This window comes from Novosphingobium sp. SG919 (genome assembly GCF_012932495.1).
In the GTDB taxonomy this organism is placed as follows: Bacteria; Pseudomonadota; Alphaproteobacteria; order Sphingomonadales; family Sphingomonadaceae; genus Novosphingobium; species Novosphingobium rhizosphaerae.
On sequence record NZ_JABCNG010000001.1, the window covers coordinates 1,229,949 to 1,249,547 of the forward strand.

General features: G+C 66.0%; 19 protein-coding genes. 8 read left to right on the forward strand and 11 right to left on the reverse strand.

What is annotated here, in order from left to right:
- The first annotated feature begins 38 nt into the window (after nucleotides 1-38).
- Entirely contained in the window at nucleotides 39-2,705 is a 2,667-nt protein-coding gene (gene ppdK / locus FHT19_RS05500) for a pyruvate, phosphate dikinase (protein ID WP_168554615.1), read from the forward strand.
- Nucleotides 2,706-2,839: 134 nt separating this feature from the next.
- On the opposite strand, the gene FHT19_RS05505 is transcribed toward ppdK, so the two are convergent.
- Complete coding sequence (locus FHT19_RS05505) at nucleotides 2,840-3,667, reverse strand: methyltransferase domain-containing protein (RefSeq protein WP_246865885.1); 828 nt, start codon at nucleotides 3,665-3,667, stop codon at nucleotides 2,840-2,842.
- Between the two features lie 67 nt (nucleotides 3,668-3,734).
- Between FHT19_RS05505 and FHT19_RS05510 the strand changes: the two genes are divergently transcribed.
- The 3 genes from FHT19_RS05510 to FHT19_RS05520 all read left to right on the forward strand — a co-directional run bounded on the left by FHT19_RS05510 (nucleotide 3,735) and on the right by FHT19_RS05520 (nucleotide 5,782).
- A complete protein-coding gene (locus FHT19_RS05510; protein WP_168554616.1) occupies nucleotides 3,735-4,481 on the forward strand; it encodes a ComF family protein in 747 nt (248 codons plus the stop codon).
- A gap of 401 nt (nucleotides 4,482-4,882) precedes the next feature.
- On the forward strand, nucleotides 4,883-5,266 hold the full coding sequence (gene hisI, locus FHT19_RS05515) for a phosphoribosyl-AMP cyclohydrolase (RefSeq protein ID WP_348981757.1): 384 nt from the start codon (nucleotides 4,883-4,885) through the stop codon (nucleotides 5,264-5,266).
- Between the two features lie 33 nt (nucleotides 5,267-5,299).
- Complete coding sequence (locus FHT19_RS05520; RefSeq protein WP_211184768.1) at nucleotides 5,300-5,782, forward strand: MerR family DNA-binding transcriptional regulator; 483 nt, start codon at nucleotides 5,300-5,302, stop codon at nucleotides 5,780-5,782.
- A 22-nt stretch (nucleotides 5,783-5,804) separates the two neighbouring features.
- On the opposite strand, the gene FHT19_RS05525 is transcribed toward FHT19_RS05520, so the two are convergent.
- The 5 genes from FHT19_RS05525 to tyrS form a co-directional block, all read right to left on the reverse strand.
- Nucleotides 5,805-6,506 (reverse strand): dienelactone hydrolase family protein, encoded by a 702-nt coding sequence (locus tag FHT19_RS05525; protein WP_168554617.1) that lies wholly within the window; start codon nucleotides 6,504-6,506, stop codon nucleotides 5,805-5,807.
- 6 nt (nucleotides 6,507-6,512) lie between these two features.
- Nucleotides 6,513-7,430, reverse strand: coding sequence for a cysteine synthase A (cysK, locus tag FHT19_RS05530; RefSeq protein ID WP_169474226.1), 918 nt, complete (start codon nucleotides 7,428-7,430; stop codon nucleotides 6,513-6,515).
- Nucleotides 7,431-7,460: 30 nt separating this feature from the next.
- Nucleotides 7,461-8,756, reverse strand: coding sequence for an MFS transporter (locus FHT19_RS05535; protein ID WP_169474227.1), 1,296 nt, complete (start codon nucleotides 8,754-8,756; stop codon nucleotides 7,461-7,463).
- Nucleotides 8,757-8,869: 113 nt separating this feature from the next.
- Nucleotides 8,870-9,208: a PilZ domain-containing protein gene (locus FHT19_RS05540; RefSeq protein ID WP_168554619.1), complete on the reverse strand. Its 339-nt coding sequence runs from the start codon at nucleotides 9,206-9,208 to the stop codon at nucleotides 8,870-8,872.
- A gap of 109 nt (nucleotides 9,209-9,317) precedes the next feature.
- On the reverse strand, nucleotides 9,318-10,544 hold the full coding sequence (gene tyrS / locus FHT19_RS05545; RefSeq protein WP_169474939.1) for a tyrosine--tRNA ligase: 1,227 nt from the start codon (nucleotides 10,542-10,544) through the stop codon (nucleotides 9,318-9,320).
- Nucleotides 10,545-10,575: 31 nt separating this feature from the next.
- Here tyrS and FHT19_RS05550 point away from each other — a divergent pair, with 31 nt between their 5' ends.
- Both FHT19_RS05550 and FHT19_RS05555 read left to right on the forward strand, forming a co-directional pair.
- Nucleotides 10,576-11,142: a DOMON-like domain-containing protein gene (locus FHT19_RS05550; RefSeq protein WP_248290278.1), complete on the forward strand. Its 567-nt coding sequence runs from the start codon at nucleotides 10,576-10,578 to the stop codon at nucleotides 11,140-11,142.
- Complete coding sequence (locus FHT19_RS05555) at nucleotides 11,139-12,341, forward strand: DUF1343 domain-containing protein (RefSeq protein ID WP_169474228.1); 1,203 nt, start codon at nucleotides 11,139-11,141, stop codon at nucleotides 12,339-12,341. Before FHT19_RS05550 ends, FHT19_RS05555 begins: the two co-directional genes overlap by 4 nt.
- Nucleotides 12,342-12,401: 60 nt before the next feature.
- Here the strand turns inward: FHT19_RS05555 and FHT19_RS05560 are convergent, their stop codons facing one another.
- A complete protein-coding gene (locus FHT19_RS05560; RefSeq protein ID WP_169474229.1) occupies nucleotides 12,402-12,965 on the reverse strand; it encodes an outer membrane beta-barrel protein in 564 nt (187 codons plus the stop codon).
- Nucleotides 12,966-13,172: 207 nt separating this feature from the next.
- Nucleotides 13,173-13,610, reverse strand: a complete 438-nt coding sequence (locus tag FHT19_RS05565; RefSeq protein WP_211184767.1) for a GFA family protein — start codon at nucleotides 13,608-13,610, stop codon at nucleotides 13,173-13,175.
- 95 nt (nucleotides 13,611-13,705) lie between these two features.
- Between FHT19_RS05565 and FHT19_RS05570 the strand changes: the two genes are divergently transcribed.
- Both FHT19_RS05570 and FHT19_RS05575 read left to right on the forward strand, forming a co-directional pair.
- Nucleotides 13,706-14,446 (forward strand): glutathione S-transferase family protein, encoded by a 741-nt coding sequence (locus FHT19_RS05570; RefSeq protein ID WP_169474230.1) that lies wholly within the window; start codon nucleotides 13,706-13,708, stop codon nucleotides 14,444-14,446.
- Nucleotides 14,447-14,602: 156 nt separating this feature from the next.
- Nucleotides 14,603-15,412: a hypothetical protein gene (locus FHT19_RS05575; protein WP_169474231.1), complete on the forward strand. Its 810-nt coding sequence runs from the start codon at nucleotides 14,603-14,605 to the stop codon at nucleotides 15,410-15,412.
- Nucleotides 15,413-15,431: 19 nt separating this feature from the next.
- On the opposite strand, the gene FHT19_RS05580 is transcribed toward FHT19_RS05575, so the two are convergent.
- From FHT19_RS05580 to FHT19_RS05590, 3 genes are all read right to left on the reverse strand, one after another.
- Entirely contained in the window at nucleotides 15,432-16,529 is a 1,098-nt protein-coding gene (locus FHT19_RS05580) for a hypothetical protein (protein WP_169474232.1), read from the reverse strand.
- Nucleotides 16,530-16,611: 82 nt separating this feature from the next.
- On the reverse strand, nucleotides 16,612-18,537 hold the full coding sequence (locus tag FHT19_RS05585) for a methyl-accepting chemotaxis protein (RefSeq protein ID WP_169474233.1): 1,926 nt from the start codon (nucleotides 18,535-18,537) through the stop codon (nucleotides 16,612-16,614).
- 114 nt (nucleotides 18,538-18,651) lie between these two features.
- Complete coding sequence (locus FHT19_RS05590; protein WP_169474234.1) at nucleotides 18,652-19,449, reverse strand: hypothetical protein; 798 nt, start codon at nucleotides 19,447-19,449, stop codon at nucleotides 18,652-18,654.
- Nucleotides 19,450-19,599: the final 150 nt, after the last annotated feature.

Consider the following 19,599-nt stretch of genomic DNA (forward strand, 5'->3'; position numbering starts at 1 on the left):
GCAATGGCTCAACTTTGCTCAGGGGACGGACTGTAATTATGAGTGCATACGTATTCCATTTCGGCGGTGGTGCGCGAAACGACGATCCTCGGGCCAAGGACAAGACCATCACCGGGGGCAAGGGGGCGAACCTCGCCGAGATGGCGGGCATCGGCCTGCCGGTGCCGCCGGGCTTCACGATCAGCACCGAAGTGTGCGCGCAGTACAACACGGCCGGCAAGACATTCGATGCCGGTATCGAGGCGGGCGTTGCCGCCGGGATCGCGCATATCGAAAGCGCCACCGGCCGCGTGTTCGGCGATCCGGCCAATCCGCTGCTGGTTTCGGTGCGTTCGGGCGCGCGGGTTTCCATGCCCGGCATGATGGACACCGTGCTCAACCTCGGGCTCAACGACGTGACCGTCGAAGGGCTCGCCACGGATTCGGGTGACGCGCGCTTTGCGTGGGACAGCTATCGCCGCTTCATCCAGATGTATTCCGACGTCGTGCTGGGCGTGGACCACCATCGCTTTGAAGATGCGCTGGAAATCGCCAAGGAAGATAACGGCTATTACGCCGACGTGGAAATGAGCGCGGACAACTGGCGCAAGCTGGTGGGCGAATACAAGGCGATCGTTTCCGAAGAACTGGGCCGCCCGTTCCCGCAGGACGTGCACGAGCAGCTCTGGGGCGCAATCGGCGCGGTGTTCGATAGCTGGGAAAGCGAACGTGCCAAGGTCTATCGCCGCCTGAACGACATTCCGGCCGAATGGGGCACGGCGGTCAACGTCCAGGCCATGGTGTTCGGCAACATGGGCGATACCTCGGCCACCGGCGTTGCCTTCACGCGCGATCCGGCGACCGGCGAAAAGGCCTATTACGGCGAATGGCTGGTCAACGCCCAGGGCGAAGACGTGGTGGCCGGCATCCGCACCCCGCAGTACCTGACCAAGTTCTCGCGCGAGCGGGCCGGGGCCAAGCCGCTGTCGATGGAAGAAGCCATGCCCCAGGCCTATGCCGAGCTGGCGAGCGTGTTCGAGCTGCTGGAAAAGCACTACAAGGACATGCAGGACATCGAGTTCACGGTCGAAAAGAACAAGCTGTGGATGCTGCAAACCCGCTCGGGCAAGCGCACCGCCAAGGCCGCGCTCAAGATGGCCGTGGACATGGTGGCCGAGGGCCTGATCGACGAAGCGACCGCGATCGCCCGCGTCGATCCCATGGCGCTTGACCAGTTGCTGCACCCCACGCTCGATCCCAAGGCGCCGCGCGACGTGCTGACCAAGGGCCTGCCGGCATCGCCGGGCGCGGCCAGCGGCGCGATCGTGTTCGATGCCGATACCGCCCAGGCGCGCGCCGAACGCGGCGATGCGGTGATCTTGGTGCGCGTGGAAACCTCGCCCGAAGACATTCACGGCATGCATGCGGCCAAGGGCATCCTTACCGCGCGCGGCGGGATGACCAGCCACGCCGCCGTGGTGGCGCGCGGCATGGGCCGTCCCTGCGTTTCGGGCGCCTCGGGCCTGTCGATCGACATGGTCTCGCGCAAGGCGCGCATCGGCAACCGCGATGTGGCCGAAGGCGACCTGATCACGCTCGACGGTTCGACCGGCGAGATCATGGCCGGTGAAGTGCCGATGGTGGAACCCGAACTGGTTGGCGATTTCGCCACGCTGATGGTCTGGGCCGACAAGCACCGCCGCATGAAAGTGCGCACCAACGCCGAAACCCCGCTCGATTGCCAGGTCGCGCGCCAGTTCGGTGCCGAAGGCATCGGCCTGTGCCGCACCGAGCACATGTTCTTCGAAGCCGGGCGCATTTCCGCCGTGCGCCAGATGATCCTGGCCGAAGACGAAGCCGGCCGCCGCGCCGCGCTGGCCAAGCTGCTGCCCGAACAGCGCGCCGACTTCATCTCGATCTTCGAAGTGATGGCGGGCCTGCCGGTCACCATTCGCCTGCTCGATCCGCCGCTGCACGAATTCCTGCCGCATGGCGATGCAGAGTTCGAGGAACTGGCCGAAGTGACCGGCCTGGGCGTCGACCACCTCAAGCGCCGCGCCGGGGAGCTGCACGAATTCAACCCCATGCTGGGCCATCGCGGCTGCCGCCTGGGCATCACGTTCCCCGAAATCTATGAAATGCAGGCTCAGGCCATTTTCGAGGCGGCGGTGGAAGTTGCCACGAAGTCTGGCGAAGCGGTCGTGCCCGAAGTCATGATCCCGCTGGTGGCGACCAAGAAGGAACTGCAGATCCTGCGCGCGCTGGTCGATCGCGTGGCCGCCCAGGTCTTTGCCGACAAGGGCAAGACGCTGGACTACCTCGTCGGCACGATGATCGAACTGCCGCGCGCCGCGCTGATGGCCGGGGAAATCGCCGAGGAAGGCACGTTCTTCTCGTTCGGCACCAACGACCTGACGCAGACCACCCTGGGCGTGAGCCGCGACGATGCCGCGCGCTTCCTCAACCCCTATGTGGACCAGGGCATCTACCCGCGCGATCCGTTCGTCAGCCTGGATATCGAAGGCGTGGGCCAGCTGGTGGAACTCGCCGCCGAGCGTGGCCGCAAGACCCGCCCCGATATCAAGCTGGGCATCTGCGGCGAACATGGCGGCGATCCGGCCTCCATCGCGTTCTGCGAAAAGGTCGGCCTCGATTACGTATCCGCCAGCCCCTATCGCGTGCCGATCGCACGGCTGGCGGCCGCGCAGGCGGCGCTGAAGGCTTGAGGTTGGCTTAGGCCTCGCACCACCCCCCGCCCCCCCTCCTCTGAAGAGGAGGGGGAGTTAAGCCGCTGAAAAAGGCCCCCTCCTCTTCAGAGGAGGGGGTTGGGGGTGGTGCGAGGCCTTACGCAATCCAACGATTAAAACTTCGGCGCGCGCAGCGGCTTGGCCCAGCCGCTCAGCGTCAGGATCTCGAACGTCTCGGTCACGCGGCCATCCGCGTCGGCCATTTCGGCAAAGGCTTGCTGCGCGCGGGCCAGCGCGGGCTTGCCCAGCGGGGCGCCGGGGCGGGCAAGGCAGTTGGACAGGCCCTGTTCGCGCAAGTCCTGCACCAGTCGCGCCAGGCTGCGATAGCGCACCGCCAGGCTGCGGCTGTCGATCACCGGATCGGCAAAACCGGCGCGTTGCAGCAGTTGCCCGCCGGCGCGCACGTCCACCTGCGGGTGCACGCGAGGCGCGGGCCGGTCGGCATCGGCCGCCAACATCACGCCGCGCAAGGCCGGCAGGCTGCCGGCGGCGGTAAAGCTCATCATCGCCAGGCCATCGGGCGCGAGCGCGCGGCGCAAGTGCACCAGCGCGCCGGGCAGATCGTTGACCGTGTCGAGCGTGCCGAGCACGGCGATCAGATCAAAGTCTTGAGCAAAGGGCAGGGGGGCTTCCTGCTCCACGCCGGTTTCGCCCGGCAGCGGCGCGGGATCGGCGCGTGTCACCGCCACGCCCTGGGCAACGAGCGCGGTGGCCAGCGCCCCGCGCACATCCCCGATCACCAGCGCCGTCTTGGGCGAGTGGCGCAGGAACGACAGGCGATCGAGCATGTCCTCGATCATGTCGTCGGCCAGGAAATGCGCGGCATCGGGCCGCTGGGCCAGGCGGCGCATGCGCGCACGCTGGGCCAGGCGGCGCTGCGGGGCAAAGATCACCGGCGGGGCCGGATTCGTGGGCTGGGAAGGGGATGCGGATTGAGCCATGGCGTGCTGCCTGCCCGCAAGCTGCGCGCTTGCCAAGCCTCTTGCGCTGGGGGATGGAGAGCAGGCGATGCTGCGCCCCGCATTCCTTGCTCCGGTCGTCGACCTGCTGTTCCCGCCGCGCTGCCCGCTGTGCGGCGAAACGCTGGCAAGCCATGGCGGTCTGTGCGCGGCGTGCTGGTCCAATCTGGAAATCCCTGGAGAGCCGGCATGCAAGCTGTGCCAGCGCCCGCTGGACACCAGCCTGGTGGGCCAGGAAGACGCGCTGTGCGCGCCGTGCATGGCGCAGCCGCCCCGGCACGACGGGATCGCCGCCGCCACGCTCTATGGCGATGCCACGCGCACGCTCGTGCTGCGCTTCAAGCATGGGCGCAAGGTTGGCCTGGCCGGCCTGATGGCGCGGCTGATGGTGGCGCGCCTGCCCGTGCTGGAGGGGGAATGGCTGATCGTGCCGGTGCCGCTGCACCGCTGGCGGCTGTGGCAGCGCGGCTATAACCAGTCGGCGCTGCTGGCCAGGCAGATTGCCCAGGCCACCGGGCAGCGGCTGGTGGTGGATGGCCTGGTGCGGCGCAAGCGCACGCCCTCGCTGGGCGGCCTGGGGGCCAAGGCCCGCGCGCAGGCGCTGTCGGGCGCCATTGCCCCCCATCCGCGCCACGGCGCATCGCTCAAGGGCGCGCAGGTCTTGCTGGTGGACGATGTGCTGACCAGCGGGGCCACCAGCGATGCCTGCGTGCGCGCGTTGCGCCGGGCTGGCGCGGCCAAGGTGAAAATCGCCTGCTTTGCCCGCGTGCTGCGCGAGGCCGAAGGAAAGGGGTGATTCGCGCCGGGGCTGTTTTGCACGATGCAAACGGCATCAAACCGAAAACGCCCGGAACCTTGCGGCCCGGGCGTTTCGTGACGAAACCTTTTGATTGACGGGGCTCCCTCTCGGCCCTGACCGTAGCCCCGCCACTCAATCTCTCCGAACGGCCGTGCCTTCCTTGTCAGAAGGTCGAACCAGCCACCCGGTCCCTCGCGTGTCCCTGAACTTTGGCGCTTGCCGCGCCGCCTTTCGGCGGTTCAGTTCGCGGTTCCCTCAAACCGCATGTTCTTTCTTGACGATTGCGCCGCCGGAAGGAAGGGGAAGCCGCGTATACCGCCGATTTTGCCCCGGCCATGTGGTTATCGTGCAACAATGGATGCGGTTGGGGTGCTTTTTGCAGAAGGGATTTACCCACAGTGTCGGTCGATAACGATTCGCTGCAACGCGAGCAGGGCACGGCATTCATGCCGCGCTTCGATTCCCAGGGCCTGGTCACCGCCGTGGCGATCGATCATCGCACCGGGCAATTGCTGATGCTCGCGCACATGGACCGCGAGGCGATCGAGCGCACGCGTGAAACCGGCCTGGCGCACTTCTGGTCGCGCTCGCGGCAACGGCAATGGATGAAGGGTGAAACCTCGGGCCACGTGCTCAAGGTGCTGGAGATTCGCGTGGACTGTGACCAAGACGCGCTGGAACTGCGGGTGGAGGCGGCGGGGCCGGCCTGTCACACCCTGGCCACCAGTTGCTTCTATCGCCGCATCGCGGCCGACGGATCGCTTGAGCGGATTGCAGTTTGACGTTTACGTAAGCTGCGCGGTATCGTGGCGGGCATGGAAACCGTGCCCGCCAATTCGACCAGCGCTGCATCTGCCCCAACACCGGCTCACGGGCCGGCCGGCCATATCGATCGGCCCGATGCCCTTGCCCGCGATCAGTTTTCCATCACCGACTTGTCCGCCGAATTCGGCGTCACGGCGCGGGCTTTGCGCTTTTACGAGGATGAGGGGCTGATTTCGCCCACGCGGCAGGGCACGCAGCGGATCTATTCGCGCCGCGACCGGGCGCGTCTGGCGTGGATCATGCGGGCCAAGAACGTGGGCTTCAGCCTGGCCGATATTCGCGAGATGATCGATCTTTACGATCTGGGCGATGGCCGCGCGCAACAGCGCAAGGTGACCATTGCCAAGTGCCAGGACCGCATCGCCGCGCTGGTGCGCCAGCAGGCCGACATTGCCGGCGCCATCGCCGAACTGGAAGGGTTCGTTGCCCAGTTGCGCGGGCTGGAGGGAGCAGTGGGCGACACCCCGGCGTGAGGTGCCGCCCGATTGCACTGGATCAGGGATAGACTTCGTCGAGCAAGGCGGTCAGCGCCAGCCACGACTGGCGATCGGCACTGGCGTTGTAGCCCAGGAAATCCTTGCCGCGCGCTTCGCTGTCGGGATCGGTAAAGCCATGCTTGACCCCGGCATAGGCGTGGAAATGCCAGTTGCCGCCGGCGGCATCCATTTCCTTCCAGAAATCGAGCACCTGCTCGCGCGGGACCAGCGGATCGGCATCGCCATGGCATACCAGGATGCGCGCCTTGATCGGCGTTTCGGCCGTTGCCGGGCGACCGGTGGCCAGAATGCCGTGGAAACTGGCTGCCAGCGCGATCGGCGCGCCTTCGCGGGCCAGTTCGAGCGCGGCCTGGCCTCCCATGCAATAACCGATGGCCGAGAGCGTCAGGCCTGGTGCGGCGGCAGCCAGGGCATCGAGCCCGGCCTGCAAGCGGGCGCGATAATGATCGACATTCTCGCGCAGGGCATTGCCCAGCGGGAACGAGGCTTCGAAACTCTCCACCGGCTCGCCATAGAAATCGGCAACCATGGCGACAAAGCCCTGGTCGGCCAGCATCTGGGCGCGGCGGCCCATCGCTTCGTTGTAATTGGCGATGGTCGGCAGGATCAGGATCGCACCGCGCGCGGTGCCTTCGGGGCGCGCAAGCCACCCCGTCAGCGCCACGTCGCCATGCGCATAGTCGATGCGTTCAAGGCTCAAGGCTTGTTACTCCGGAAGGAAATCGGGCACCGACAGATAGCGTTCGCCGGTGTCGTAGTTGAAGCCCAGCACGCGGCTGCCCGGGGGCAGCTCGCCCAGCTTGGCGGCGATCGCAGCCAGCGTCGCGCCCGAAGAAATGCCCACCAGGAGGCCTTCCTCGCGCGCCGAGCGGCGGGCCCATTCCTTGGCATCGGCAGGATCGACCTGGATCGCGCCGTCGATCGCCTGGGTATGCAGGTTGCCCGGAATGAACCCGGCGCCGATGCCCTGGATCGGGTGCGGCGCGGGCTGCCCACCGGAAATGACCGGGGAGAGCGTGGGTTCCACGGCATAGGCCTTGAAACCGGGCCAGACTTTCTTGAGCTCTTCGGCGCAGCCGGTGAGGTGGCCGCCGGTGCCAACGCCGGTGATCAGCACGTCGATCGGGCTATCGGCAAAATCGGCCAGGATTTCCTGGGCCGTGGTGCGCACGTGCACCGCCACGTTGGCGGGGTTGTCGAACTGCTGGGGCATCCAGGCGCCGGGCGTTGACGCCACCAGCTCCTTGGCGCGTTCGATCGCGCCTTTCATGCCCTTTTCGCGCGGCGTCAGGTCAAATGTTGCGCCATAGGCCAGCATCAGCCGGCGCCGCTCGATCGACATCGATTCGGGCATGACCAGCACCAGCTTGTAGCCCTTGACGGCGGCCACCATGGCCAGGCCGATGCCAGTGTTGCCCGAAGTCGGCTCCACGATGGTGCCGCCGGGTTGCAGGCTGCCGTCGGCTTCGGCCGCCTCGATCATCGCCAATGCGATCCTGTCCTTGATGGAGCCACCGGGATTGGTGCGCTCGCTCTTCACCCATACCTCGTGGTCGGGAAACAGGCGGGACAGGCGAACATGCGGCGTGTTGCCGATAGTGGCGAGAATGGAATCCGCTTTCATGTCGCGAGTGCTCCTTGGATGGTGAGCGGGTCAGGATTGGTATTTTGCAGCAAAGGTCCGGGCGCGGCGCAATTCGGGAAATCCGATCGCCCAGGCCAGGGTAACGATTATGGCACCCACCCCGCCAAACACAACTGCGCCGGTTGCGCCCAGCAGGGCCGCAGCCACGCCCGATTGCATGTCGCCCAGTTCGTTGGAGCAGGAAATGGCCAGGCCCGAGATGGCCGAAACCCGGCCGCGCACCGCGTCAGGCGTGTGCAACTGCACCAGGGTGGTTCGGATATAGACCGAAACCATGTCGGCCGCGCCAAGCAGGGTGAGCATGACCAGTGACAGCCACAAGTTGCGAGACAGGCCAAAGACCACGGTGGCCGCGCCAAAGGCCGCCACGGCCAGCAGCATCTTGGCACCCACTTCGCGCTCTACCGGCCGTCGCGCCAGGAACGCGGCGACCAGCGCCGCACCCAGCCCGGGCATGGCGCGCATCACGCCCAGGCCATAAGACCCCACCGGCCGGCCGTCGAAGGTCAGGATGTCGCGCGCATAGACCGGCAGCAGCGCCGTGGCCCCGCCCAGCAGCACGGCGAACAGATCGAGCGTGACGCAGCCGAGCAGGAAGCGATCGTGCGCGACGAAGCGAAAGCCGTCGGCAATCTGGCGGAACGGATGGGTCTGGCGGTTTTCGGCCGGCGGCGGAATGCGCCGGATGCCAAACGCGCCCACGGCGGCAATCACCAGCAAGGCCACCGAAACGCCATAGGGCAGGGCGGCTGCCGCGGCGAACAGCACGCCGGCCAGCGCCGGCCCACCCATCGAGCCGATCTGCCAGGCCATGGCATTGATCGCCACCGCGCGCGGCATCAGTTCTGCCGGCACGATATTGGGGGCGATCGATGACAGCGCCGGGCCGATGAACACGCGGCTGGTGCCGTGGCAGGCGGCCATGGCGAACAGCAGCGGCAGCGACAGCGCATCGGCATACGTCGCGAGCGTGAGCACCAGGGCGATCAGCGCGTCGAGCACCATGGTCAACCCCGCGATCACGCGGCGGTCGAACCGGTCGGCGACCACGCCGGCCACGGGCGTGAGCACGAATTGCGGCAGAAATTGGACCAGGCCCATCAGGCCCAGCTGGAACGCGGCTTCCTTGATGCCCATGCCATACTGGCCGCGCGCCACGTCATAAAGCTGATAGCCCAGCACCACGACCATGCCCGACGTGGCCACCACCGAAAACAGGCGGGCCACCCAGAACCGGCGAAAATCGGCGATCTGGAACGGCGATGAAGGGTCTTCGGGCAGCGCCGGGGCAGGGGTTTGCGTCACGAAGGCGTCTGTGGCAGCGCCATGCGGCTTTGCCAAGCCAACAATTGTTTGCCGTCGCTTCAGAAATTCATGACGGGCAAGCAGTTTTGCTCAAGTGTCGTGGCGCCGGGCGCTCAACCCTTGGCGCGCAGCCTGGCGTTCGGCTGCAATTGCTTGATCATCTTGGTAAAGTCATCCTGCCGCACGATCCGTTCGAACTGAAAGCCGGCGCGGCTGTCATCGCTCCACACCAGGAAGGCCTCGATCCGGCCGATTTGCGGGAGGCGGATGGTCACGCGCTCGCCCCGGCCCAGATCGAGAGTGTCGCGCACCATGAAACCGGTGGTGGAGATGTTGACGATATTGAGCATCACGTCGCCCAAACGCCGGTGTTCCCCGATCACTGGCAAGTGAACGGGGTGGCGGGTAGACCGGCGCAGGTCGGTCACTGATAGCTGCGCGCCGCCAGACATGGCTTCTCCTGCCGGTAAGAGCGATTCCAGCGGCAAGAATAGAACCAAATTGGCTTAGATTTGGTTAACGGGCGGCAGCGGGCTGCCGCCGCCCGGCAAAAACAAGTCGTTAAGCTGGCTTGATAATGCCATGCTTCTTTTTGCCTGACGAAAGGCGTCGTTCGGCCGATACTTCGATAATGGTGGTATCGTCGCGCACCGCTTCGCCATCCAGCCGCGCACCGCCGCCCGCGACCAGCCGCTTGGCCTCGCCACGGCTGGCGGCAAAGCCCAGACCGATCAGCGCCTCGATCACGCTGATGCTGCCACCGCCCACTTCCAGCGTGGGCAGGTCCTGGCCCAGCCCGCCGCCGGCAAAGGTGGCCTTGGCGGTCGCCTCGGCCGCGTCAGCCGCCTCGCGCCCGCGGATCAGGGCGGTCACCTCGTTGGCAAGCACGGTCTTGGCGGCATTGATCTCGCTGCCCTGCAGCGCTTCCAGACGGGCGATCTCGTCCAGCGGCACATCGGTGAAGATGCGCAGGAAACGGCCCACGTCGCGGTCGTCGGTGTTGCGCCAGAACTGCCAGAAATCGTAGTTGGGCAGTTGATCTTCGTTCAGCCAGACCGCGCCGTTGACCGACTTGCCCATCTTGGCGCCATCGGCGGTGGTCAGCAGCGGGGTCGTGGCGCCGAACACCTCGATCCCGTTCATGCGCCGGGTCAATTCGATGCCGTTGACGATGTTGCCCCACTGGTCAGAACCGCCGAACTGCAGGCGGCAGCCATGGCGCAGCGCCAGTTCGCGGAAGTCATAAGCCTGGAGAATCATGTAGTTGAATTCCAGGAACGTGAGCGGCTGTTCCCGATCCAGGCGCAGCTTCACCGAATCGAAGGTGAGCATGCGGTTGACCGTGAAATGCGGCCCGACGTCGCGCAGCAGATCGATATAGCCCAGCTTCGAAAGCCATTCGTCGTTGTTGACCAGGGTCGCGCCCGTCGCGCTGTCATCGAATGTCAGCAGGCGATCGAACACCTTGCGAATGCCGGCGATGTTGCTGGCGATGACCTCTTCGGTCAGCATCTGGCGGCTGGCATCCTTGCCCGAAGGATCGCCGATCTTGGTGGTGCCGCCACCCATCAGCGCGATGGGCTTGTGGCCGGCCTGTTGCAGGCGGCGCAGCAGCATGACAGAGGCCAGGTTGCCGACATGGAGCGATGGCGCCGTGGCGTCATAGCCATTATAGCCCACCACGATTTCCTTGGCCGCCAGGGCATCAAGCCCCTCGGCATCGGTCAACTGGTGGATATGGCCCCGCTCGGACAGCAGGCGCAACAGGTCGGACTTGTATTCGGTCATGGTTGCCTCGATGTGGAGCGGGGCGCCTAGCATGAAAGGACGTGCCTTGGAACCGGCGCTGCTTGTTGCCCATCCCGATCACCCGGCGATTGCCGTGCGCCAGGTTTCGGCGCGCATCCTGTCGATGGATGCCAACTGGCTGTGCCTGCGCTGGCGGGTGGAGGGTACGGCCGCCCTGGTAGTGCCGCCGTTCGCCGGGCGCGCGCGCACCGACGGCCTGTGGCAATCCACTTGCTTCGAGCTGTTCCTGGCCGAAGACGAAGGCATTGCCGCGGGTACCTATGCCGAATTCAATTTCGCCCCGTCGGAACGCTGGGCGGCCTATGATTTCGATGGCTATCGCGCCGGCATGGCGCCGCGGCCGATCCCGCGCGAACCGGTGATCACCCCGCGCCGGGGTCAGGACCTGCTGATCTGCGATGCGGCGCTTCCCATCGCAGGCCTGCCCCCGCTGCCCTGGCGCATGGGGCTTTCGGCCGTGCTGGAAGAGGCGGACGGCGCCAAATCCTATTGGGCGCTGGCCCATCCGCGCGGCAAGCCCGATTTCCACCATGCAGCTTGCTTCGCCGCGCGGGTTGAGGCACCGCAAGCGGCATGAAGACCGGACTTGATCGCCTTGTGGCCGATGCCGCGCTGCGCGCGCCGCTCGCTGGCCGCCGCGTGGCCCTGGTGGCCCATCCCGCCTCGCTCACCCAAGGCCTTGTGCACGCCCTCGATGCCCTGGCGGCCTGCCCGGACGTGAACCTGACCGCCGCCTTTGGCCCGCAGCACGGGCTCAAGGGCGACAAGCAGGACAACATGGTGGAATCGCCCGATTATCGCGATCCCGGCCTGGGGATTCCGGTGTTCAGCCTTTATGGCGAAGTCCGCCGGCCCACGCCGGCCATGATCGATGCCGCCGATGTCTTCCTGTTCGATCTGCAGGATCTGGGCTGCCGCATCTATACCTTCGTTACAACCTTGCTCTACCTGCTGGAGGCCTGCCACGGCACGGGCAAGGCGGTGTGGGTGCTCGACCGGCCCAATCCCGCCGGTCGGCCGGTGGAAGGCACCCGGCTCGTGCCCGGGTGGGAGAGCTTTGTTGGCGCCGGCCCCATGCCGATGCGCCACGGGCTGACGCTGGGTGAAATGGGCCGCTGGTTCATCGCGCACTACAACCTCGATGTGGATTACCGCGTCATCGCCATGGACGGCTGGCAGCCCGATGCCGCGCCGGGCTTTGGCTGGCCGCAGGACCGCATCTGGATCAACCCCAGTCCCAACGCGGCGAGCCTGGCCATGGCGCGCGCTTATGCCGGCACGGTCATGCTCGAAGGCGCGACGCTTTCCGAAGGGCGCGGCACGACCCGCCCGCTCGAAGTGCTGTTCGGCGCCCCCGATGTCGATGCGCTGGCGGTGCGGGCTGAAATGGCGCGCGTGGCGCCGCACTGGCTGGCGGGCGCGGCAATCCGCGAATGCTGGTTCGAGCCCACTTTCCACAAGCACGTCGGCCACTTGTGCCACGGCCTGATGCTCCACCCCGAAGGCGGCTTTTACGATCACGCCGCGTTCCGTCCCTGGCGGCTGCAGGCGCTGGCGTTCAAGGCCATCCGCAATCTCTATCCCGATTATCCGCTGTGGCGCGATTTTCCCTATGAATACGTGCTCGATCGCCTCGCCATCGATGTGATCAATGGCGGCCCGGCCTTGCGCGAATGGGTGGACGATCGCGGGGCGCAGGCCGCTGACCTCGATGCCGTGGCCAGCCCCGATGAAGCCAGTTGGATTGAGGAACGGCAGCAGTTCCTGCTCTACTGACAAAAAAGGGAGGGCCAGGCCCTCCCTTTTTCCATGGATGAAAGGGCTGCTATCGGTGGCTCAGAAGCGCGTGCCGACCTGTACCGCCACGTGGCGACGCTGGAAGTTGATGCCTTCATAGCTGCCGAGATCGGCGTAGTTCAGCGAGAAGCCGGCATAGACACGCTGGCTGACGACAAAGTTCACGCCCAGTTCGCCACCGATCCCGTCGAGATTCTCATGGCCGGTGCGGCTGCCGATCGAGGCCTTGAGGCGGAAGCGGTCATAGCCCAGCTTGAAGAACGCCTCGACCTTGGGGGTCACGGCCACGCCCACGCGCGCGCCGGTCAGCAGGTTGCCGTTGGAACCCAGGCACACGCCATCGACACAGTCCTTGGCATCGGCATAGTCATAGTTGATGAACGGGCCCGCGGTCACGCTGTTGCCCAAGGGCACGTCATAGCCCAGTTCGCCACCGATCGAGGCAGAATTGCCGATCTTGTAGACTTCGCCATCGCCAAGGCCGCTGACGGTGGGCGTTTCGTAGCCCACACGCACTTCGGCGCGCAGGCCCGAGAACTTGGCATCTTGTGCAAAAGCAGGCTGTGCAGCCACCATGGCAGCCAGCAGAACGATCTTCTTCATGTTTTCCCCTGTTAGGCCTGTCTTGCCGCCGGGTTGTTGGCAGATCGGCAGTCACGCCACTGTCATGGCGGCGTGATGCGCGGCGTCTGGTCGAAGACGCCGCGCAAGACAAGAGGGAAGATTGCTATTTGTTTCGAGATTGGACGAATAATACTGGCGGATACTTGCCGATCTGCACGCGTTTTACGTTTTACTGTTGCGGCAGTGTCACGCCTGCTCTGCCACCGGCTGGCCCGGCGCGGGCGGTTGCCCGCTATAGCTGGCGGCCCGTTGATCGACCTGGGCCCAGGCCGGCGCCTCGTCCGTCCAGATCACGGTATCGGGTTCCAGGCCGTGGCCGGGATCGAGAAAGCCCAGGCGCACCGTCCGCAAATGCATGCGCCCCGATGATTGCGCCATGACGCCGGTGCCGCACTGCGGGCAAAAGAACTGGGTCAGCGTGTTGCCCGATGGCGCGACATAGCCGAACGAGCCCAACGCGCCGCTGACCGTGACGGATTCTGCCGGAAACACTGCATTGTTGGTGGAGCCACCTGCGGCGGCCTGCTGGCACTGGCGGCACCAGCATTGGCGCACGGCCACCGGCTCCTGCGCGGAAATGGTGGCGGTAACCGCCCCGCAGGCGCAGCGTCCGGTAAAGGCCATGGCAATTCTCCATTCGGGTATTGTTAGGTTGGCAAACAATGTCTAGGCTGCGTTGGCAAAGCCGGGAAGCTACCCGGGAGAGGATAACAGGCTCCATGCTCAAGCTCTACAGTTTCGGTCCTGCCGCCAATTCCATGAAGCCCTTGCTCACCCTGTTCGAAAAGGGCCTGCCGTTCGAAGCCAACCGCCTCGATCCGGCCAAGTTCGAACATCATGCCGATTGGTTCAAGGCGATCAACCCGCGTGGGCAAGTGCCCGCCTTGGTGGATGGCGACAAGGTGATCACGGAAAGCACGGTGATCTGCGAATACCTGGAAGACGAATATCCCACGCAAGTCTCGCTGCGTCCGGCCGATAGCTATGGCCGTGCGCAGATGCGGGTGTGGACCAAGTGGGTGGACGAATACTTCTGCTGGTGCGTGTCGACCATCGGTTGGCACCGCTATGTCGGCAAGATGGTCCAGGGCCTGTCCGACGCCGAATTCGAAGCCAAGGTCAAAGCCATTCCCGTGGTCGAGCAGCAGGTGAAATGGCGCCGCGCCCGCGAAGGCTTCCCACAGGACCTGCTGGACGAGGAAATGCGCAAGATCGCCTTTTCGGTGCGCCGGCTGGACGATCACCTGCGGGATCACGAATGGCTGGTGCCGGGGCAATATACCCTGGCCGATATCTGCAACTTTGCCATCGCCAATGGCATGCAGTTCGGCTTTTCCGAACTGGTCAACCGCGCAGACACGCCGCATCTGCTGCGCTGGATCGAGCAGATTGCCCAGCGGCCGGCGGCGCGCACGATGTTCGAACGCGTCGAACTGGAAAAGCTGGGGCCACGCGATTGAAGCCATCCCCCGGCGCGAACAATCTTTTTTGTCGTTGCCGCGAAGGGTAACGCGCAATCGAAGGGTTTTGTCACTGCCGGCCTTAGTATAGGGCGGCGGCTGGCGGGGCCTGTTGCGCATGCGCAGCGCACAGGCACCCGCGGTGACGGAGCCTAGATGCAAGACGTGCTGCTTGCGGAGGGGGGCGGGCGCTATGGCGCCGATCCCCGCCGCCGTTCCCTGTCGTTCGTGCTGGCGCTGGCCATGTCGCTGCTGTTGCTGGCGGCGTTGCTGTCCGTGGGGCTTTACGAGCCACCGGCCAAGCACGAAGGCGGCACGCTGACCGCCGTCAACCTGTCTGCCGCAGCCGGCGACAAGAGCGACAATCCCACGCCCAAGCAGCAGAAGGCGGCGCAGCAGGCCACCCGCGCTGCCGCCACCATGCCCGCCGCGGCCAAGCCGCCGCGCGTGGTCATCCCCACCGACAACAAGGTGGTCTGGCCCGAAGGCTTCATCCCGATGAGCCGGTCAGACTTCGCCTCGGCCGACATTTCCAAGCTGAAAGGCCCGGCCGGGACCGGCAGCGCGGCGCAGCAGGCCTCTGCCGGCGGCGGTGGCGGCGGCACCGGGGGCACCGCGCCCGATGGCTCGCGCCTCTACAACGCCGAATGGTATCGCGAGCCGCGCGACGCGGAAATCAATGGCTATATGCGGCCGGGCCAGAGCTCGGGCCGCTGGGCGATGATCGCGTGCCGCACCGTGGCCGATTATCACGTGGAAGACTGCCAGGAACTCGACGAAAGCCCGCGCGGATCGGGCATGGCCCGCGTGCTGCGCCAGGCGGCCTGGCAATTCCTGGTGCGCCCGCCGCGCGTGAACGGCACGCCGCAAGTGGGCACCTGGGTGCGCATCCGCTTCGACTTCATTCGCGGCAAGCGCGATGACGACGCGGGCGGCGCGGGTGCAGGCCCCAACGGCGACGGTTGAGCACCCGACCGCCGCGCCGTCAAAGGCTGATCGTCACGTTGTCGGTCCCGCTGGAGGTGCCCTGAGGCTGTTCGTGGTTCAATGCGTCCATCGCCTGCTCTGGCGTGGGAAGGCTCTTGAAAGGTTGATAGAACAGTATCTTGTCGAACAAGATCAGATGCAGGTCAAAATTGTCCGGCTTCTTCTTCAAGGCTGCCAACACATTGGGGCCCGCTTCCAGCGTGACGCCGGCATCACCGAGTGCGATGATGTAGTGCTGGGTGTCGCCCGGTCTGCGGTATAGCGCGCGGTCTGGCGTCGCGCCGGGATCGCGGCAGAGCGTGTCCGCATAATCCGGGCTGGCATCCTTCTCCCCATCGTCCTTGTCGGCGTTTGCCACTGCGTTGCTCAGCGCGGCTCCCAGCAAGGCATTCATCATCACGCTGGCGCGGCTATCGTCGCCATTTAAGCGCTTGGCGGGCTTGATCGACAGCGCATCGGCACAAGGCGCAATCGGCTCGGCAGCCGGCAAAGGCTTGGCCGGCACGGGAACGTACAGGGCCGCCGCCGTTGCCGCGAGCTGCGCATCGAGCGCTGCGGCGTCGAACTTGGGCGAACTCATCCGCATGGTCACCAGCCAATTGCCGGCCGGGATCACCACGGCACCGGTGGCCTGCAAAGCGCCGCCCTGCGCGCTCTGCACCACGCGCATGCCACTCGCACTGGCATGGCCGGTGGGCGTGAACGGCGTGAACACAGGCGTTCCTGCCAGCGTGCCGCCCATGCGCTGCACGGTCATGCCCATCACCTGGCTCAGCCGGTCTGCCCACAACGGCGCCTGGGGCCAGCCGGCGCGGAAGATATAGATCGTCAGCGTGGTGCGGGTGGTGTTGTCGTCATAGCCGATCGAAACGTCGGCCAGGCCGTGGTCGCTTTGCGACACCGACGTGCGGGTGAAGGCCCCGATGGCAGGCGGGATCACGATGCCGGTGGGTGGGTGTGTCCAGGCTGCCGCGGTATCCACCACGATTGGCCCGGCCTTGGGCGGGGGCGGTGGCTCTGCCGCCCCGGCAACCGCCGATCCGCCAACCGTGGCCACGCCCATCGCGGCCAGCATTGCCCATACCACCTTGTTCATTGCGCCTTGCCCCTGCACGCGCCGCAATAGTGCAGCAAAGCATGAGCTTGGCGTGGCGGGCGGGCCCGCGCAAGCGAGGCTTCTAGAATTCCGACCAATCTTCCATGCCACCGCCACCGCCACCGGCCACCTTGCGCGGCGCAGGTGCCGGCGCCGGTGCCGGCGCCGGTGCCGGTGCGGGCGGTGGGGGCAGGGCGCGCACGGCCGCGCTGGGCGGGGGTGGCGCCGCAATGGCAACCGGGGTCGCCGGTGCCGTGGCCACGGGCGAAGCACTGCGCAGCGGCTGGCGGCTGCCACCGGCACGGAAGCGCGCCACCAGCGTGCTGAGCGAATCGGCCTCGGTCGCCAGGGTGCGGGCCGCGGCCGTGCTTTCTTCCACCATCGCGGCGTTCTGCTGCGTCATGCGGTCGATCGCGCCCACGGTTTCATAGACTTTCTTGACGCTTTCCGATTGGTCGGCCGTCGCTTCGGCAATGCCTGCCACTAGACCGCGCAGATTGCCGATGCGCGCGATGATCGCTTCCAGCGCTTCGCCGGTGCGCGTCACCAATTGCACCCCGGCTTGCACCTGCCCGGTGCTCTGGCCGATCAGGCCCTTGATGTCGTTGGCAGCATCGGCCGATCGGCGGGCAAGCGCGCGCACTTCGGTGGCCACCACGGCAAAGCCCTTGCCGGCATCGCCAGCGCGCGCCGCTTCCACCCCGGCGTTGAGTGCGAGGAGGTTGGTCTGAAAAGCAATGCCTTCGATCAGATCGATGATCTGGTTGATCATCTGCGATGACTTGGCGATGCCGTCCATTGCCGCCACCGCTTCGCTCACCACCGCGCCGCCTTCGCTTGCCGCGCTCGATGTTTCCTCGATCGTCTGACGCACCGCCTCGGCCTTGGCCGCACTGTCGTCCACCATCGCGGTCACGTTGCGCATGGCGCTGGCAGCCGATTCCAGTTGGGCGGCCTGCGCCTCGGTGCGGTGGGCAAGATCGTCGGAAGCGGCACGGATCTCGGTCGATCCGGTGCGGACGTTGTCGGCCGCGCCGGTTACCGCGCCGATCACTTTGCCCAGTTCGGCCGCCATGGTGTTGAAATCGTCGCGCAACTGGGCAAACGGGCCTTCCAGCCCGGCATCGATCCGCGCGCCGAGGTTGCCGCTTTTCAGGTCGGCCAGCGCCACCCCCAGCGTGCGCACGATGAGGTCGACCTGGGCGGTCTTGGCTGCATCGGCGGCGGTGAGCTGGTCGCGCAGCGCGTCGAACGCGCGGGCAAGATCGCCCAGTTCGTCGGCGCTGCCGCCGTGGTCCACGCGCACGTCGCGATCGCCCGCGCCCAGCCGCACCAGCGCCTGCGCCACTTGCGATACCGGGCGCGCCACCAGCCGTTCAAGCAGGCGATAGCTCCACGCCAGTACCACGATCAGCCCGACCAGCGCGCAAAGGCCGGTGCCCAGCGAAAACCAATAGGCTTGCGCGGCTTCCGCCGTCGCGGCGGTGATATGGCCGCGCTGATAGTTGATCAGCTTGTCCAGCGCCTGGTCGATACGGTGAGCCAGTTCCTCGCCCCGCTGGATCAGCGCCTGGGCTTCGGCAACGCGGTTCTGCCCGGCGAGGCTCTCGACGTTGTCGATCGAGGCTGCGTATTCGCTCCAGCCCTTGGCGAAATCGGCCACGAAGGACGATTCGTTTTCATCCAGATCGGTGCTCTTCAGCCCGGTCAAACCCTCTTCGAGCAGCTTGCGGTTTTTGGCAATGCGCGCTTCATGAGCCTGGCGCACCTGGGCTGATGACGACATCGTCAACGCGCGCAGATCTGCGTCGATCTGGGCGATGGCCGTGTCCATGCCGTTGGCCAACATGGCCTGTGGCACGTGGTCGTTGGTGATTTCTGCGTCCTGCAGGCTGATCTGGTGCAGCCCGGCGCCGATCATTGCGAGCGCCGCCATGATCATGATCGCAATAATTGTAAACAACCGCGACAGCTTACGCCCGATCGGCGCGTTCATGAGGTAGTTCATCAGCACTCACCCGGTCCACCGACGCCGCCCAGGCACCGGTTCTTGATCGGGTGGAATGCCACAGCGCGCTTAGGCGCTGTTCAATGGCGGCCTAAGCGAAAGCGCCTAGTGCGCCTAGCCGTTCGTATCGGCGTTGTCGTGAAACAGCGCGGTTCGCAGCCGCCGGACGGGCGGCGTGCGCCATAGCAAAACCAGGGCCAGCGCGAGCAGCGCCCAGGGCAGGGCCATGCCGCCGATCACCAGCACCGCCCACACCATGGTGCGCCCGCTCGACAGTGTGTTTTGCAGGGCATCGGCAAAGGGATTGTCGCTCAATGCCAGACCCGTGGCCCCTTCATAAGTGAAGTGCATCGGTGTGGTGGCGAGTTCGGCGCGCGCCGCGGTACCGCTTTGGACGGCGGTGGCCAGAGCCTGATCCAGCGCGGCGATCTGGCGGGTCAATTCCGTCCGCTCACGATCGGCCAGGCCGGGCTGGGCCAGTCGCTTCTGCAACGCCTCGCGCTGTTGGGCACTTTGCCGTTCGCTGTTCCGTGCTTCTTCGATCTTGGGCGCCTGGTCGGTGCCCTCGATCTCGGTGTCTTCCAGCCTTCCGCCTTCCTGGGTGACCGTGGCAATGCGGTCGCGGCCAAAGCCGCGTGCGAGATCACGGGCCAGGGCAAGGTCCAGCCGACCCGAGATGTCGCCGTGGCCATCGTTGCTAAAGCGCATGCCCACCACGCGGCATTGCGCCGGGCCAAGCCTTTCACAGGCGGTGGCATGCTGCTCCTGGATCGCCGCCAACTTGTCGCCGGGCACGAGCACGCGATAGAAATAGGTGAACGCCACCGAAGGCGCGGAACTGGCATCGATGCCGTCGAACCTGCCTTGGTCCGCAACGTCTGCCGGCTTTTCAGAGCATGCCGACAATGCCAACGCGCCGGCGCAAAGGCCGGCCAGGGCCGCGTGCTTTTTGCGCCAAACGAAATGCCCAATGTCGGTAAACACACCAGTGTGGCCCCCCACGGATTCAACCGCAACAGTCTGCACGCGTGGACAAAGATTGCAAGGCGTGTTCCCGGCGGG